The organism is Sphaerospermopsis reniformis (assembly GCF_005402885.1).
Lineage (GTDB): Bacteria > Cyanobacteriota > Cyanobacteriia > Cyanobacteriales > Nostocaceae > Sphaerospermopsis > Sphaerospermopsis kisseleviana.
In genome coordinates this window covers 1-16,146 of the sequence record NZ_BJCE01000127.1, presented here as the reverse complement: position 1 = coordinate 16,146, position 16,146 = coordinate 1, and the positions used below count along the sequence as shown (strand labels likewise).

12 protein-coding genes, 2 pseudogenes and 1 CRISPR repeat array are annotated in these 16,146 nt (G+C 35.8%); of the genes and pseudogenes, 2 read left to right on the top strand and 12 right to left on the bottom strand.

The genetic code is table 11. The features are described from left to right. A pseudogene (locus tag FFR48_RS30745) lies at nucleotides 1–127 on the bottom strand (DUF1517 domain-containing protein); the annotation flags it as partial. Between the two features lie 23 nt (nucleotides 128–150). On the opposite strand from FFR48_RS30745, the gene FFR48_RS17135 reads away from it, so the two are divergent. Then, nucleotides 151–843, top strand: coding sequence for a rhomboid family intramembrane serine protease (locus tag FFR48_RS17135; protein WP_137668202.1), 693 nt, complete (start codon nucleotides 151–153; stop codon nucleotides 841–843). 177 nt (nucleotides 844–1,020) lie between these two features. Here the strand turns inward: FFR48_RS17135 and FFR48_RS17130 are convergent, their stop codons facing one another. The 11 genes and pseudogenes from FFR48_RS17130 to FFR48_RS17080 all read right to left on the bottom strand — a co-directional run bounded on the left by FFR48_RS17130 (nucleotide 1,021) and on the right by FFR48_RS17080 (nucleotide 14,734). Further along, nucleotides 1,021–1,887 (bottom strand): alpha/beta fold hydrolase, encoded by an 867-nt coding sequence (locus tag FFR48_RS17130; RefSeq protein WP_137668201.1) that lies wholly within the window; start codon nucleotides 1,885–1,887, stop codon nucleotides 1,021–1,023. Between the two features lie 126 nt (nucleotides 1,888–2,013). Then, nucleotides 2,014–2,190: pseudogene (locus FFR48_RS17125) on the bottom strand (CRISPR-associated endoribonuclease Cas6); the annotation flags it as partial. A 9-nt stretch (nucleotides 2,191–2,199) separates the two neighbouring features. Then, nucleotides 2,200–4,072: direct repeats of the CRISPR family, unit length 37 nt; unit sequence GTTTCAGTCCCCTTGCGGGGATTAGGTAATTAGAAAC. A 211-nt stretch (nucleotides 4,073–4,283) separates the two neighbouring features. Next, entirely contained in the window at nucleotides 4,284–4,577 is a 294-nt protein-coding gene (gene cas2 / locus FFR48_RS17120) for a CRISPR-associated endonuclease Cas2 (RefSeq protein ID WP_096568703.1), read from the bottom strand. Beyond that, complete coding sequence (gene cas1d, locus FFR48_RS17115) at nucleotides 4,574–5,551, bottom strand: type I-D CRISPR-associated endonuclease Cas1d (RefSeq protein ID WP_137668200.1); 978 nt, start codon at nucleotides 5,549–5,551, stop codon at nucleotides 4,574–4,576. Before cas1d ends, cas2 begins: the two co-directional genes overlap by 4 nt. Before the next feature lie 4 nt (nucleotides 5,552–5,555). Further along, the gene (cas4, locus tag FFR48_RS17110; protein ID WP_137668199.1) at nucleotides 5,556–6,140 is read right to left on the bottom strand and encodes a CRISPR-associated protein Cas4; all 585 of its coding nucleotides are present in this window, start codon (nucleotides 6,138–6,140) and stop codon (nucleotides 5,556–5,558) included. 19 nt (nucleotides 6,141–6,159) lie between these two features. Further along, nucleotides 6,160–6,954, bottom strand: a complete 795-nt coding sequence (gene cas6 / locus FFR48_RS17105) for a CRISPR-associated endoribonuclease Cas6 (protein ID WP_096568712.1) — start codon at nucleotides 6,952–6,954, stop codon at nucleotides 6,160–6,162. Then, entirely contained in the window at nucleotides 6,951–7,664 is a 714-nt protein-coding gene (gene cas5d / locus FFR48_RS17100; protein WP_137668198.1) for a type I-D CRISPR-associated protein Cas5/Csc1, read from the bottom strand. Before cas5d ends, cas6 begins: the two co-directional genes overlap by 4 nt. Before the next feature lie 66 nt (nucleotides 7,665–7,730). Continuing rightward, entirely contained in the window at nucleotides 7,731–8,714 is a 984-nt protein-coding gene (gene cas7d, locus FFR48_RS17095; RefSeq protein WP_137668197.1) for a type I-D CRISPR-associated protein Cas7/Csc2, read from the bottom strand. A gap of 27 nt (nucleotides 8,715–8,741) precedes the next feature. Then, nucleotides 8,742–11,696 (bottom strand): type I-D CRISPR-associated protein Cas10d/Csc3, encoded by a 2,955-nt coding sequence (gene cas10d, locus FFR48_RS17090; protein WP_137668196.1) that lies wholly within the window; start codon nucleotides 11,694–11,696, stop codon nucleotides 8,742–8,744. A gap of 41 nt (nucleotides 11,697–11,737) precedes the next feature. Further along, nucleotides 11,738–13,792 (bottom strand): type I-D CRISPR-associated helicase Cas3', encoded by a 2,055-nt coding sequence (cas3, locus tag FFR48_RS17085; protein ID WP_236104094.1) that lies wholly within the window; start codon nucleotides 13,790–13,792, stop codon nucleotides 11,738–11,740. A 324-nt stretch (nucleotides 13,793–14,116) separates the two neighbouring features. Next, the gene (locus tag FFR48_RS17080; protein ID WP_443096396.1) at nucleotides 14,117–14,734 is read right to left on the bottom strand and encodes a Uma2 family endonuclease; all 618 of its coding nucleotides are present in this window, start codon (nucleotides 14,732–14,734) and stop codon (nucleotides 14,117–14,119) included. Nucleotides 14,735–14,893: 159 nt separating this feature from the next. Between FFR48_RS17080 and FFR48_RS17075 the strand changes: the two genes are divergently transcribed. Next, nucleotides 14,894–15,838, top strand: coding sequence for a helix-turn-helix transcriptional regulator (locus FFR48_RS17075; RefSeq protein ID WP_190346592.1), 945 nt, complete (start codon nucleotides 14,894–14,896; stop codon nucleotides 15,836–15,838). Nucleotides 15,839–16,146: the final 308 nt, after the last annotated feature.

The window sequence follows — 16,146 nt, the reverse complement described above, 5'->3', positions numbered from 1 at the left end:
CAGAGGAAGAACTAATATCAAATTCAGCGCCGTATCTTTGGGCGCAGTCGGTAAATAATTCATTGACATAATCTCCCGCTTCTCCTTCATTCCAAAAAACATCTCCTTCATTAGCTGCTGAAAGCCACCGATTACCCATTACCATTGGTCATGATTCCTATTAGTGATAACTTTTATAGTTGGAAGAAACCAATTATTACTTATTGGTTGATTGGCATTAATTTGGGGATATTTTGTTGGGAATTACAATTAGATGTAAGTGGGAAATTAGGTAACTTTGTCAGCAATTGGGGGATTATTCCTGAACAAACTAACACTGCTTTAACTAATGCTATTTTTTATAATTCGGCGGCTTGGATAGTTGTAATTTGGCGGTTAATTGCCTTACCACTTTCGTTGTTTGTGCATGGTAGTTTTAGTCAAATTTTGGGTAATATTTTATTTCTGTGGGTTTTTGGTAAGACGGTAGAAAGAAATTTAGGACAACAAAGATATTTATTGCTGTATTTAGCTGCTGGTGTGTTTGGGGGGATGATGCAAATTTTTATGAATCCTAAGTTAAGTGTACCTGTGATTGGTGCAAATGGGGCGATCGCTGCTATTTTAGGGGCTTATATTATCAAGTTTCCGAAGGTGAAAATAGATTCGATTTTACCTTTAATTATTATCTTTATTCCTGTGGAAATTCCTGCTTTTTGGTATTTATTTTGGTGGTTTATTCAACAGTCATTTTATGGAATTGGTAGTTTAAATATTGCCGATGGTTTTACTAATCCTGGTTATTGGGGACAGTTTGCCGGATTAGTTACAGGTGCGGCTTTTATAAGAATGGTGAAAAGGTGATTGGTAATTGGTAATTGGTAATTGGTGATTGGTGATTGGTGATTGGGAATGGCAGGCAAGATACCCACCCCACAATATTTAAGCATTTTAGGATAAGCTGTTGTGCATTTAATTTGTATAAGTGGAATAGACAAGATGCCTGTTCTACAAGAGTTCAGAATATTAGGATTATACAATTTAGCTGTGTAACAGCTTAGTGAGAAAATTAATAATTTCATCTAAGAGTAATTGCGGTTCATCAACACGAATTAAATGACCGCTATTTTCAAATATTTTTAAATGGGCGTTAGGAATAGCTTCGGCAATTTCTTCTGAAAATTCTGGGGGACAGATCCAGTCATGTCGTCCGGCAATTATCAGTGTTGGTGAGGTAATTTTATGTAATTCGTTGAGGATATTATAGTTTCTTAAAAAGCCACTAAAGGCAATGTTAATGGCATCAACTGAGAGGATAGTTTGGTCTGAGCCTGGAGAATTTGTTTTGCGGTTATTGGTTTGGCAATACATTGGATTCATGATTTTAAAAAATTCCCGTAGCTGTTCTTCGTTTTCAAAATTACCTGCCCAAAGTTTGGAGGCGATCGCTTTTTGTTCTGGGTTTCCTCTTTGTGCTAAAATTTCTTGAGCGCGTTGTAAAAAACGGGAACTGGCGGTTGTGGCAATTACTATTAAATGAGAAACATTTTGCGGATATTTGATAGCATAGGAAAGGGCAACCATACCCCCATAGGAAGAACCAATTAAAATGATTTTTTCTAACCCCAAATATTGGCGTAATGCTTCCATATCCTCAACGTTATTTTCTAGGGTATAGGTTTCTTTTGATCCACGTGCTGACCTTCCCTGACCCCGATGATCAAAATAGACCATTTGTAGGTGATGACTGAGGGGAGAAAAACAAGGTTTATAACTGGTGTGGTCTACTCCAGGTCCACCATGAATGATGAAAGCAACTGGTTTTTCACGTATTCCCTGTTCTTCAACTGCTAACCCACAACCGTCAATATCAAAATAGATTTCTGTATCTCTGATTTTTGCTTTCACTATTAATTTACTCCTCAAAATAAACAAGATTAAATTTAATATTTAATCTTTTTTGGCGATCGCTAATTTAATATAATTCACATATTGGAAAAAGCGATCGCTAATTTCACCAAATACATAATCATGTTAAATATTGCTCTGGTTATCTTTCAGCGCCCGTGGTGCTAATTTAACATAAGTTTTAACTGTGGTGTATGGTATTTCTAAATCTTGAGCTATGATTTGTAATGATTCTCCCATTTCCCTTCTTGCTAATATTGTTGCCCAAGTTGTAGCTATTTTTTCCGTGCGATCGCCTCCTGTGTTTTATATGTTTCAGTCCCCTTGCGGGGATTAGGTAATTAGAAACGTGTTCAGATGTTAAGGCGGGGTGTGTAGTAGGTTTGTTTCAGTCCCCTTGCGGGGATTAGGTAATTAGAAACAGCTAGACAGCTACGAAGCCCAAGTACAAAAGGATGACGTTTCAGTCCCCTTGCGGGGATTAGGTAATTAGAAACATGATCAACATTATGAACTTGAAACGAATGGGATATAGTTTCAGTCCCCTTGCGGGGATTAGGTAATTAGAAACTAAACCAATTTTACCAAAGATTGATCATTTATTAAAGTTTCAGTCCCCTTGCGGGGATTAGGTAATTAGAAACAAAAATTGGCTCTGGTATTTCTGTGACATCAGATGGGTTTCAGTCCCCTTGCGGGGATTAGGTAATTAGAAACGCTGCACAGGAAGTTTTTAATTTGGGTAAAGCTATTGTTTCAGTCCCCTTGCGGGGATTAGGTAATTAGAAACAACAAGAGACTTTATAAAGTTTTTGCCCATTTTTAAAGGTTTCAGTCCCCTTGCGGGGATTAGGTAATTAGAAACATTCCTTATGAAGGGGAAAAGTTTATTGGAGTATAGTTTCAGTCCCCTTGCGGGGATTAGGTAATTAGAAACTATGAAATAAGCACAAAAAACAAGCACATATGTTTCAGTCCCCTTGCGGGGATTAGGTAATTAGAAACGGCACAGTTCTGCGGTTCTCTTGGTCACTATTACTGTTTCAGTCCCCTTGCGGGGATTAGGTAATTAGAAACCATCAAAGTAGTAGGCTCTGGCGATCGCTCTTATCGTTTCAGTCCCCTTGCGGGGATTAGGTAATTAGAAACAAGTCATGAACCTACAACAAGAACAAGAGTTTTTCTGTTTCAGTCCCCTTGCGGGGATTAGGTAATTAGAAACCTGACTACTACCCACAGTTAAACAACCCGGATAAGTTTGTTTCAGTCCCCTTGCGGGGATTAGGTAATTAGAAACACAATGAAGTATCTTTTACTCCAGCAGTCTGTAAAGGTTTCAGTCCCCTTGCGGGGATTAGGTAATTAGAAACTGACAGCATTTATTTATCTTTTGATTCTTTACTGCGTTTCAGTCCCCTTGCGGGGATTAGGTAATTAGAAACGAAAAAAAGAAGAGGGGATGAGTTGTTCTATATTTAGTTTCAGTCCCCTTGCGGGGATTAGGTAATTAGAAACCCACCTCGAGAACATCAGCTTTAGACCAATCAAACAATTGGTTTCAGTCCCCTTGCGGGGATTAGGTAATTAGAAACCAAGCATTAGGAAAAATGAAAATATTCAGCCATAAATTTGGGTTTCAGTCCCCTTGCGGGGATTAGGTAATTAGAAACATTTTTTCTGAGTGTTTGGTGGTATGACAGTTGGTTGTTTCAGTCCCCTTGCGGGGATTAGGTAATTAGAAACTCCATGATTTTACGATTATTGGAAATCAATAAGATTGTTTCAGTCCCCTTGCGGGGATTAGGTAATTAGAAACTTAAATACTGATAATACCACCTATTTTATTTTTATGCGTTTCAGTCCCCTTGCGGGGATTAGGTAATTAGAAACTTCCGCATAATCACAGTACGCTCACCCCATCGTTTTGGTTTCAGTCCCCTTGCGGGGATTAGGTAATTAGAAACGTAAGTGCTTCTACTGGAGGCATCGCTTATGTTGTGTTTCAGTCCCCTTGCGGGGATTAGGTAATTAGAAACGCAGGTAATAGAAGGGATACGGGATGAAAATTTGGTTTCAGTCCCCTTGCGGGGATTAGGTAATTAGAAACAAACACAGGTTGTTTCTGGATTTTCACTAGTGTTCCAAACAGTTTCAGTCCCCTTGCGGGGATTAGGTAATTAGAAACCCCGCCCTCTGAAACATAGTCTGGGAGCAGACTGTAGGGGGGAATTTGGCGGACCTCTGAAAAAACCTCATTTCAGGCTTCGGGTTAACCGCCAACTGAAACTGATGAAACGCTGGAACTATTCAATTATCAAGGTTCTGGGGATTTGGCGGACCCCCCAGGGTTTTTGACCCCGCTCTAGGTTTGCCAAAAATTCAAGCTGATATATCAATTATATGATTATCGCTTGCTCTTGTCTAGGGGTTTCCGAACCATAAGTGATAGTTTTTTTCACACTCCCAGCATCTAGTACATAAATTCTAATCGAATCCTCTTCAGATTTAATCAATCGTTCTATCTTGGTTTGCAGTGTCGCAAACTGCACCGCAGTCAAAAAACATTCAAACACACTATATTGAGTCCATTTTCCGTAACCACCCAACATTTTATGTAATCTTGTCCTGCGTTTGTTAGCAGCTTTGCTATCTGGTAAGTCGTAAATTATGAGATAAAAATGTGTTGTCATCTTAATGATAATGGTTTGTAGGGTACACCTTCTTGTAAATGACGACTCAATAACCGTGCTTGTAATTCTATTCCTCGTCTGTAGGTACAACGATAATCAAACACCGGATGTTTAAATTCATCATTCATCTTTTTATCAAAGGCTTGCAGGAATGTTTTTTTAGCATTATCCTTTAAACGATAAGCACCTAAACTTTCATTAAAATCATTAGGTTTAATTTCTTGCTTGTTTAAAATAGACAACACCAAATTATCAGCTATCAATGCTCTAAATTCCTCCATTAAATCGAACACCATCGCCGGTTGTCCATGATGGACTTCATGTAAATAACCGATATAAGGATCTAAACCTGCCACATTTACTGCTGCCATTACTTGACTTTGTAATAAAGCATAAGCAAAACTCAATAATGAATTTACCGGGTCAGTTGGTGGACGACGATTTCTACCATTAAATGTCCATTGTTTACCTACCATATTCTGCCAACAGGCGAAATATTCCCTAGCTGCTAAACCTTCCACACCCCGAACTTGGTCTAAAGTTTGTTGATTTTTAACTAAACTTTTGCGTTCTTTGAGGGGATTATCTTTTTCATTATGTCGGTACAATACATGATATTGATTATGGATTTTTGCAGTGACAATGGTTTTCACTAATTCCAATCTTTTCACAGGATCGGAATAAACTTGATATTGTGCTAATCGCAGTTGACCATTACGAGAAGATTTAGGTAAAGCTGAACCCAAGTATTTACCAAAACAGGAAAGATAATGTATGGGCATTCCTAATTCTAAAGCATAGGTAAAGGCATCACCAGTCACTTGGGGATTACCCATTAAGACAATTTCATTCACAGTTTGAGCAGCGATTTTATGTTTTTTCCAAGTACCATCTTCTTGTTTTAAAGTTACTACAAAAGCCTCATAATCTTTGCTAAGAATAGCATCAGGTTGAATTACATACAGAGTAGTCATAATTTTAGAACTCCTGAGATTTTAATTGTTTGACTTCAAAAGGTAAACAAATCCGTTGTAAACTACAGGATTGACATTTTTTGGTATGATCAATAGGTGCTGGCATTTGGTTTTGACTAGCAACTTGAGCTAATGCTATAGCCTGTTCAGTCATTTGTCGTAATTGGGGAGTAAAAACCACAGTTTGTCTACGACGATTGGCATGATAAAATATTTCACCATAGGTAATATTTCTACCAGTCCGTTCTTCCAAACATAAAGCCGCAGCACATAATTGAAAATGGTCATTTAGATGTTGTGCCATCTTACCTTTTTTGTATTCCACCGGCACAAGTTGACCATCACATTCTTCCACCGCATCAATAACACCGGAAACCTTGAGACGTTCAGACCATACCCATTGTTGTTGATGAATTAAAGTTTCACCATCTTGAAAAGTCCCATCTTCATTAATATTGCGGTGGATATGACGACCTAAAATAATGTGTTCGTTGTCTTCCATTTCACCTAACACATATTCCAAGTAAAAACGCCGGGGGCAATATTCCCAAGCATTGAGATAAGCTAGGGGTAAATAATCTTTATTCATTTTATTAGGTAATTGGTAATTAGTTTAATTTTGACTTTTGACTTTTGACTTTTGAATTGATTTGTCCCATTCCCATAGTTGTTTTTCTCCCCACGCCAGAAAAGACAGCAAAGTGAGATAAAATAGTAGCAATTCTCGCTTGTTCAGAATCTAAAAAACGATATTTCACCCAGCCTACAGAACCAATTTCTGCTCCTGCTTCCATTTTTAAAGCATGGGTTTTGAGGTTAAAAGCAGAAACCAAACCTTGCCATTTAATTTCAGGAAAGTGTAAATCTGAAGGTGCAAAATGATTCCAACGACGTAACAAACTATTAAATACTAACTCCGGTAAAGGGAAAGGTTGGATATTTTGATGTTGTTTGAAACTCGTGGGTGATACAAAATTTAGCACAATTTCAGAATTGAAATCATTGGTATTTGCTAAAATACAATAATCAGAAACATTCACTAAAGAATGAGAACCAGGAAAAGTAGAAATACCACGAATTACAAAAGGAAAATTACCAAGATAAAGAGACTGATTTTGAGAGAGTTCTATACCCTGTAAAAGTGGATCAATTAAATTATCATCTAACAGAGAAATACGAATGATAAAATTATCACCTAATCTTGTACCATGTAGACGACGATAACCAATTAATCCTGATAAACTAAAAGGAGATTCCTGACTATCATGAACTGATTTAGCTATGTGTGGATTTCCTAAACTTAACCATGCCATAAATTGAGAATGAATCGCCCTATTTAATGTAGCTGGAATAGGCTTTTCACTAGCAGCACCTAATTCAATAACTAAACTGTGTAAATTCATTTGATATTAGCCCCATAAGCAACTCCTAAAGGCAAACAAGTTTTATCAGAAAGTTCATAATATTCTCCTGATAATTGAGCTTGACTAACTAAACTCGAAGGAGGCATAACAATACGATTGTAAAGTGATAATCTAGTTGTTGTAGATAGGTCTAGGGGATTTAAAGGATGTCTGGTTATATATTCTCCAGATTTTTGTTTAACATCTGTTATTATTGTGGTATCAACCTTAATTTTTGCTGACCATTTACCTAATCGAATCCAATGGGGAATGATGATATTTTTATTAGCCAAGATATAGGTTTGGAAATGACTACCTATAGCTAATTCTTTAGCACGACCATAGTTAACAGGGTAATTTTTTCTTGCACCTTCACCACCGAATTGTGCTGATTTTCCATAATAAGAAACTTGGGCAGCCTTGAAGGTATTGACTTGATATGACCAAGTAATAGGTAAAGCTGGAAAAACATAAATTCCTGCTTTATTTAGATGTAAAAGACTTTGTTCTTGATTAACTTCTAAATAAGTAGGTTTTTGGGCTGCTTCACCTTGAAGTCTATAAGGTCTGGGAATATAAGCAGTTTCAAAAAACGCAAAACTCAAAGCCCAATTATGTAGATATTTCTCAGTTTCATAGAGAATACCCATTTCACGACTGGCAAAGAATACATTATCATGTAGGGTTAAATCACATTGGTAAATAATCATATCATTCCTAAATTTGAAGATAGATAATACTGGAGGAAAGACCCCCAGTGATGTTTTTACAGTGGACTATTTTTTACTCTTTTTAGCAGCAGCACCATAGGTTTCAGCATAGGTTTTTGTTTGCTGATATAGTGTTGTTATGGTACTTTGTAACTGAGTTTCATCTTGATAAATAGCGGAAATCTCAGTCAATAAATCCGTTAATTGAGAACCCATAATTACCTGATTTTTACGCACTGGTTCTTGATTCAATAAATTAGTAGTCACCTCTGTTGCTGTGGTAATGATATCTGCAATTGGGGCATTAATATCTGGTTTGAGAGCATCATATAATGCTTGGGTGAGGTGAAGATTACTAAAAATTTCCCCATCACAAAGGACAATACCAATAATATGATTAGTCATTGTGCCTGTACGTGATTCCTGTGCGCCATAACGCCGGGTTCTGAGGAGATTTCCTAAGACATATAAAAAGCCTTCAAATGTTGGATCTCTGAGAGTTTCTACAGTGGGAAATGTGACTTCTGGGAGAACATGATCTAATTCATTAATTGCACTTCTCATCACTCCTTTTTCGCTCATTGTTCCACCTTCAAATGGTGCATTAAAGGTAAAACTCCGGTGAGATTGTTCATAAGAACTAAGTGAAAATGCAGAATCAGAATAAACCTTAGAACGCTCTGAACCACTATCACCAATGGCAAAACCATAAATAATACAATCAGGACATTTTTTACAAGAACCCTCACCATTATATTCACAGAATTTTTCTCTATCTGTGGAGTCAGCACTGGTTAAATTTAAAGAACGTAATAACTCCCTTCCTGCTAATCTTTCTGGGGTGATTTGTTTACGTTTAAACATTACTAACCGACTGATAGAATCGGAGGTTTTTAACCCTGCTTGAGTACGTGCAGTATTGAGAACACCATCAGTTTGAAACACGGGAAAAGATTGACTGTGACGTAACATTAAAAAGTGGACATATTTACCAGATGCTAACCGGGGGAAAGCAGTATGAAATTCAGGTTTCAGGGTTTTTAAGTTCATGTTTTTAATTCCTTATGATTCAGATTTTTAAGTGTTTTGTTCAGTGTTTTTTGATGGCAAAGATAACCAACGATAGGCAAATTCAGCACCGGATTTGATGCGATTGCGGTTTTCTTGGAGTAGTGCGCGATCGCCTTTATAAAGTCCCAGAAATAAATCATTAACACAGGTAGTCATAAACTGACGAATTGCCATTAATTCTTGATTTTTACGTTCAGAATACTCCACAGTTTTATTCATCAACAATGGGCGTTTAAATGCTTCCTGTCTTTCCAAAGCATCGTATAATTGACCGGCACCTTGTAAGATGATATCATCGGTTTCCAGGTGATTAGGAACAGTCAAAATTACCTCTAGAGCTTTAGAAATTGGTAACAGAATTGAGTGACTAGATTCACCAACATTCACTTGATAAAATTGACGATATTCTTGAACAATACGCTCAATTAATTTCAGTTTTTCTTGCATTTGTTTGTCTCCTTTTACCCAGATTTGGGCATAATTCCAAATTCTTTTAACATCATTGTTTCCTGGTTCTTTTTTACTATTACGAAATCCTTGATCAGAAATAGCAAAGATATTTAAAACATCTGTGACTAAATCTCTCACAGTTCCGGTTAATGCTTGCCATCTAGCATCGGGTTTTTTACTCCTATTATCTAAATGTAAACTGTAGGTAATTAATAGCCTATTTAAAGCAGGTGATAACTCCTGTATTCTGACATTTGATGATGTATTGAGTAACTGCCAAAAACCCGCCGCACCATCTACAACTGCTGATTGTAAAAACTCTTGATCACTTGCATAAAGCGGATCGGGACTAGCAGTAGCCACAACTTTTACACCTAACAAAAGCGGTAAAGATAATGCTAAAAAAATCGGTTCTACCCACGCATCTGTAACTGTTTTACCTCTAGTTGTGGTATAAGTCATCGCCATAAAAGGTAAGTCTGTAACTGAATAATTTTTAGATTTGGCAAATCTTCCCTCTTCTACATCATCATTTTCTCTCCAAGGTAAATTTTGTAATCCTTGATATTGCATTTCTGCATCTAACCAATGTTTACGCACCTCCCACAAATTAACTCTTTTAAATTCCTTCACTAATAACCTCACAGCTTTAGCTACTTGGGGAGAATAAACATAAGCTGGAAAAATATAAAGAAATACTGGTTGTTGTTCCTCTAACTTTCCTGCGGGTGCGCCTAAAAATGCTTGACGCAATAACATTTCTAAAGACCAAATTTTTGATATTCCTCGTTTAATTCTCCCTCCTCCCAAGGCGTTTTTATTACTATATTGTTGAGGTTTAAACAAAACTACAGTATCTAACTGTTCCTCAGCTAATGCTTCTCCACTACTGAAAGAACACAGAGGTTTATTAGTGATTTTAGCTTGGGTATAAGCTGTTAATTCTTGAGTAAAATCACTATTTTTATCTCCAGTGGTAAATATTTCCAAATATTCAGACAAATAATCAATAAATGCTTGATAGGTAGGACTGCTATTTTCTGCTAACAATTTATTTTCTTCAGCCCAATTTGCTAATTTATTCGCTAAATCTTGCAAATATTTCCTAACTTGATTTTCGTCTAAAGTGGGATTTTTAGCAATATAATGAGCCGCCACTTGATACCAACCATAATTAACTCCTCCTGACTGTTTTTGTGTAGCTTCTGGGGATATTTCCGCAGCTAATTCTAAAGTATTAAGTATCCAATTGATATAATCTGAAGAATTAGCAAAAAATTCTTTTTGAGCTAATATGATAAACTCCGCTAACCTATCAGCGCGAATATCAGCACCAGTATTTAAAAACTGTATTTCTGTTGGGTTTAAATCTAACTTTTCTAACCTTTTTGGTGTTGCAGGTGATTTAATGTTAGCAACTTTCACCTGTACAACTTCAGGAAGTTGGCAAATTAAATCTTTAGGTGTGAATAATTCTGAGGTTTGGGGAGCAATTTTTAAACCTTTACCATCACGAACATAACCCACATCACCACTTTGAAAATACTCTGCTAGTCCTTTTTGATTTCTTTCTTCATTACCATTAATTAAATTATCCCAAACAGCAGTTTGTACATCTGTAAATTGTGGTTTTGTGACATCATTAGGAGCTAAATAAACCACACCTTGAGCAAAACAGAGCATTTCTTCCCATCCTAATTTATGGGCAAAATTAACTACTGCATTATGAATTTGATTGGTAATTAATCCCCGACAATCTCGTAAACGATGGTAAACTAATTTCTTGGAAATATTTAACCAATATAAGTGATCTCGTAATCTATCACCTTTTGTAGTTGTGATAATTTCCGCAGGATCAGATATATGTACTGCAATATCTCCAAAGGCTAATAAATGCCGTAAAATATCAGTTAATCTTTTATCCTTAATAGTGAATTGTCGCTGCTCATTTTCCCACAGAGAAATAATAGAACTACTATCTACATTAAACTGGGTATTTTGTGCTAAAAATGCTATTTCTAACAAATAATCTGGCCACTCTGTCCAAAATTCTGTAAAGTTTAATTTTGTCCCCAATTCCCTACATAAATTAATAATTTCCTCAATTTCATGGGCTTTTGGTGGTGCTTGTTCTTCCCCTTGTGCTTTCACATATTTATTATAGTCATGTAAGGCAATTCCTAAACATAATAATCTCTTTTCCTCATCTTTTAATTGCTGACGTGGTGATAAATGCAGACTCAAATTCCACGCAATTAATAACCCATTTAAAACATGAACTAATAAACTTTGATCAGGTTTATTTGCCCAACGTTGAGCATTTTCCTGGGCGTGTTGATCACCCAATTTCACTAAATTATGATAATGTACTATTTCCGAACCTCCCATAGCAGGAATAAGGGCAAATTCCCTTTCCATTGCCGGCAAAATAGTGTTAACAAATAAAGTTAAAATCGGATCTGTGTCTGCTGGTAAAGTTTCAATCAGTAAGGCTTGTAATAATGTAGGCATAGTTGTAAAATCACTTTATTTGTGGTTTTTATTTGTGGTTTTTAAAAAATGTAAGATTTACTTCTTTCACATCGTCTAATTTTCCATTTTACAGCTTCTAATAACAAAGCATCTTGATGAAAAGTACAACCATAAAATTGTCCATCACTATCTTTAAGTCTATAAAGTCCAAAGGTAGGACTTAAATACAAAGTCTGGCTAATTTGCCAATGACTATTATTAGGAGTACGGTTAACCGGAACTAAAAAACCTAATAATTTCTGTCTTTTTAAACAACGATTAACTTCTGTTTGTGGATGTCCAACAATACTTAATTTATCCACAAAAGTAAGGATACATTGTTGAATTTCATCACTAGAGCGATCGCATTCTAATTCAATATTATATCTTTGATCTGACCACTTTTGAACTTTCAGATAAACTTGAATATATTTCTCTGGAAATTCTGTATGGGAATGATCAGCATTTACCGCAGCTTTTAAAAACTCCTCCCTCTCAATTATTCCTACTTCTGCATAAGCTAATAACCTCAATAAATCATAAGTGTAAAAACGTCCTTCATCCCACACTGCAGCTTGTAAATCAGAACCACCTCTAAACCTTAATAACTCCTGTTGTACTGCTTTTCCTACTCCTTTTTCATCCTTACCTAAAGCAAACCAATGTCCACGTTTTTTATCTAGTTGTTCACCGTAAACTAAGCGTAAATCTTCCGATATTTTATCTTTTAATTGTTCAATAACTCCTGCTTTTTTACTACCCATATTAAATAACATTCCTTGCGCTTGTAAAGCACCCCAATATTTAGGATATTCTGTAAAAACTGTAGGTGCGTTAAAAACTTCTGTAATAATTTCTTGAAACTGATCACGATCATATTCTAAGTTAGTTAATTTCTCTTCTAATCTTGATTTTATCCAAGGAGTACGACCAGATAAAAGTACAAAACCCTGATAATGATTAAATCCAGAATGACGACCTAAACGCCCCAAACGCTGAATAAATGTAGCAGAATCACTCGCTTCAAAAATTAATAAATGTATCCTAAAATCAACACCCACATCAACCGCAGAAGTTCCCACAATTAACACAGGTTGCTCAGAGTTTTCTAAATCATTATGTATTTTTTCTCTCTCTTGTTTATCAATTCTACCACTAATTTCTAGGACTTTCACATCAGGAGACATTAGTTTGTTTAATTCTCTCACAGTTCTACTCACTAAAGCTACAGAATTAAGAATAATTCCGCCTCTACCTTTACCTTCTTGGTGGAGAATATTTCTAATTTGTTCATGTTCTTGAATTAACCAGTTGAAAGCGTCGCTTTCTCTGTCTAATTGTACAAATTCTAAATCAATAGGTTGACAAATTTGCCGATATCCAGGATTAGGTTTACTTTCATATTCTCCCTTAATTGATGTTACCTTAAAATCAGCATTTTTAAGGAGTTTAACAAAATTGTCCTTGGGAGTTGCGGAAGTAAATAAAACTCGCAGCGGTCGTTTTTTAGGACGATTATGGCGAATTAGTAATAAACTATTGAGAATAGCAGCTTCTTGATGTGAACCAAAAATATGAAATTCATCAGCTATATATAAATCGGGATTTCTACCTAAAGTAATCGCTAATTCTGCGCGACTATAAGCAGGATTTTGATAACGAGAATGGGTAGCTAAATGGAAAATATCAGGGTTAGTCAAAATCACAGATTTATGTTTGATTATTCTCAATAATTCTTTAAATTTATTAGTTTTTTCTCCCTGTTCTACTAATTCTGCTAACTTTGCACCATAAAGACTTTCTATCTCATCAATTTCTAGAAGATTGAATTTTTGATAATAATTGATAATCTGTCTTTTTTGATCTGCAACTAATTCAATGGTGGGATAAAGTGATATTACCTGAAAATCACTATTTAATAAACTTACTAAATAAGCAGCTAAGGATTTACCATCACCTGTAGCAGAGGTATTAAATATAATTTCTGCATCGCTGTTAATAATGGCGTGATAAGTTTCTGCTTGGTGGGAAGATAAAGGACAATTGTTACCTTCTCCAAAGTTGGGCGCTTGTTGTTTGACTTTGCAGGATTGCATACATCCCAAAGCACAAGCCCCCACACCCCTATTCAATTTGGAGTATAATGGCAGTAAAGAAATTTTCACTGTAGTTCAGTATTTGTTGGATGTGACTAATTTATTACTTCTGGAAACAGAGATGTTATCAAAAAATGACTATATCTCAGAAATTTTGGGTAGATTTGAGCAATATTATTATACTCGAATTAGCGTAAATAGAGTTCTATAAGCAATTATCAGCAAATAACACCATAAAAAGATTTATGATTATACCCATATTGTAAGGGTTTAACCTTGCTGAATCCCTAAGAGATACATAGTTTTATATTTATATTCATATTCTCATTTCCAAACCTCAGTTAAATCCAAAATAAACCCAGGTAAAATATCTTCCCCAGACAAACTCGTAGGATGTTCTAAAATTTCCACATCTTTACCTGGACGATAAATTTCTACTCGTTGATTTTTTTGATCAATTAACCAACCTAAACTAGCACCATTTTCTATATATTCCCTCATTTTAGATTGCAATTTTTCTAAAGAATCAGTTTTAGAACGTAGTTCTAGAACAAAATCAGGACAAATAGGTGCAAAAGTTTCTTTTTGTTCTAAACTGAGAGTATCCCATTTTTCTTGTTTTACCCAAGCTGCATCAGGAGAGCGATCGCTACCATTAGGAAGATGAAAACCAGTGGAAGAATCAAACGCTTCTCCTAATTTAGTTTGACGATTCCAAAACCATAATTGTCCAGCAATATCAAAGTTTCTTTTTCCAGTATAACTTCCAGTAGGAGGCATAATAATTAATTCTCCCGTAGCATTTCTTTCTAATTGTAAATCTCTGTTAGCAAGCGCCAAATCTAAAAACTGCTCATGGGAAATTTTCAATGTTATTGTAGTAGGAATATTGACCATAACTGTTGGATAAATATTATTTTTTACATTAGTTTGTGCCATCATTCCCTCCTAATTCTTTTTGTATTAGTTTCAGATTAACATTGAAGCTACTAGCAGAAGAAACCTTGAAAATACAGAATTAATCCTAATTCATCCTAATTCATCCTACGGTTAGGCGATCGCTTGCAGATTCCCAAACATAGATATATTATACCAGTTAAAATGTCATCTATAAATGATAAATCTAATCAATTAATATTTGCATTAGAAATATTAAAACTACTAGCGGAACAACCATTAAAAAAAGATATATTAATGGTAAAATTGAGCGATCGCGGTTTTGAAGCTGGTGATTTATCACAGAAAATTACTCGTGCCATTGGTAAACTCCGAGACTGTGGTTTTGAAATTAAAGCTGCACCCAACCGCCCTTATGAGTTAGTGACATCAGTGTTTCCGGTGATTTTATCTGAAGAACAAAGACAAGCACTATCAATGGCCTCTGAGTTATTGACGAGTCTGGGGTTTTCCGCAGAAGCAGGACACATTTACCAGATTGGTAACTTTAATGAAAAACTCAAGTCCCCTAATCTGATAACAGACTTTCATCCACCCACAGACTACAGTGAAGATAAAATCAATGAAATTGTACGTCATTTACAGCAACGGTTTCAGCAAAAACGCCGCTTTGTAGTTTGGTATCGCAGCAAACAAGGTAAAGAAACATTCTGGGATTTAGATAAGTCAGAACTGAGATTACATAACGGTGTACTCTATTTGTTTGCTTTAGTTCCAGACTTTCGGAGTTATCACTTAGAAACCCGACCCAATGCTGAACAAAACATTACTTTGAGAGTGGACCGCATCACCAGAGTTGGTGGAGTTTCCCAGACTCCCTGGACCTATAGTAAATTTCCTACTTTAGATATTAAATACCGTCTGACAGGAGATTTAGCGAGTTATAGACCCCGCAGACCCCATGAAACAGTTATTTCCTCACTGGAAACTACAGAATATGTTGATATTTTAACTCAAGAAGACTGTATATTTTGGTTTCGTCAAAGAATACTCCAGTACGGTGCTAGTGCTAGGGTTTTAAGTCCTGATTGGGTGGCAAAGCAAGTCAAGGATGCTTTGAAAAAAGCTTATGATAATTACATTGATTAAACATGAAAATTGTATTAATTGAGCGATCGCACCACATTATATAATCCTGTAGGGGTGAAGCATTAGCATGGTAAAAATAGACAACAAACAGACAGTTTAACAGAAGAAGGCAAAGCATTGGCAATTTTACATTATTGAAATCAATAAAGATGTTTGAGCCAATGCTTTGCCCCTACAAATGGGACAATGAAAATTGTATTGATTGAGCGATCGCACCACATTATATAATCCTGTAGGGGTGAAGCATTAGCATGGTAAAAATAGACAACAAACAGATAACCTATATTAGCGAATGCTTCACCCTGTTC

Excerpts from the sequence above, each read along its gene's own strand:
- cas6 (WP_096568712.1), bottom strand. The coding sequence starts at position 6,954 with ATGAATTTACACAGTTTAGTTATTGAATTAGGTGCTGCTAGTGAAAAG.
- FFR48_RS17080 (WP_443096396.1), bottom strand. The coding sequence starts at position 14,734 with ATGATGGCACAAACTAATGTAAAAAATAATATTTATCCAACAGTTATG.
- cas3 (WP_236104094.1), bottom strand. The coding sequence starts at position 13,792 with ATGCAATCCTGCAAAGTCAAACAACAAGCGCCCAACTTTGGAGAAGGT.
- FFR48_RS17075 (WP_190346592.1), top strand. The coding sequence starts at position 14,894 with ATGTCATCTATAAATGATAAATCTAATCAATTAATATTTGCATTAGAA.
- cas4 (WP_137668199.1), bottom strand. The coding sequence starts at position 6,140 with ATGAATAAAGATTATTTACCCCTAGCTTATCTCAATGCTTGGGAATAT.
- cas10d (WP_137668196.1), bottom strand. The coding sequence starts at position 11,696 with ATGCCTACATTATTACAAGCCTTACTGATTGAAACTTTACCAGCAGAC.
- cas5d (WP_137668198.1), bottom strand. The coding sequence starts at position 7,664 with ATGATTATTTACCAATGTGATTTAACCCTACATGATAATGTATTCTTT.
- cas7d (WP_137668197.1), bottom strand. The coding sequence starts at position 8,714 with ATGAACTTAAAAACCCTGAAACCTGAATTTCATACTGCTTTCCCCCGG.
- FFR48_RS17135 (WP_137668202.1), top strand. The coding sequence starts at position 151 with ATGATTCCTATTAGTGATAACTTTTATAGTTGGAAGAAACCAATTATT.
- cas2 (WP_096568703.1), bottom strand. The coding sequence starts at position 4,577 with ATGACAACACATTTTTATCTCATAATTTACGACTTACCAGATAGCAAA.
- cas1d (WP_137668200.1), bottom strand. The coding sequence starts at position 5,551 with ATGACTACTCTGTATGTAATTCAACCTGATGCTATTCTTAGCAAAGAT.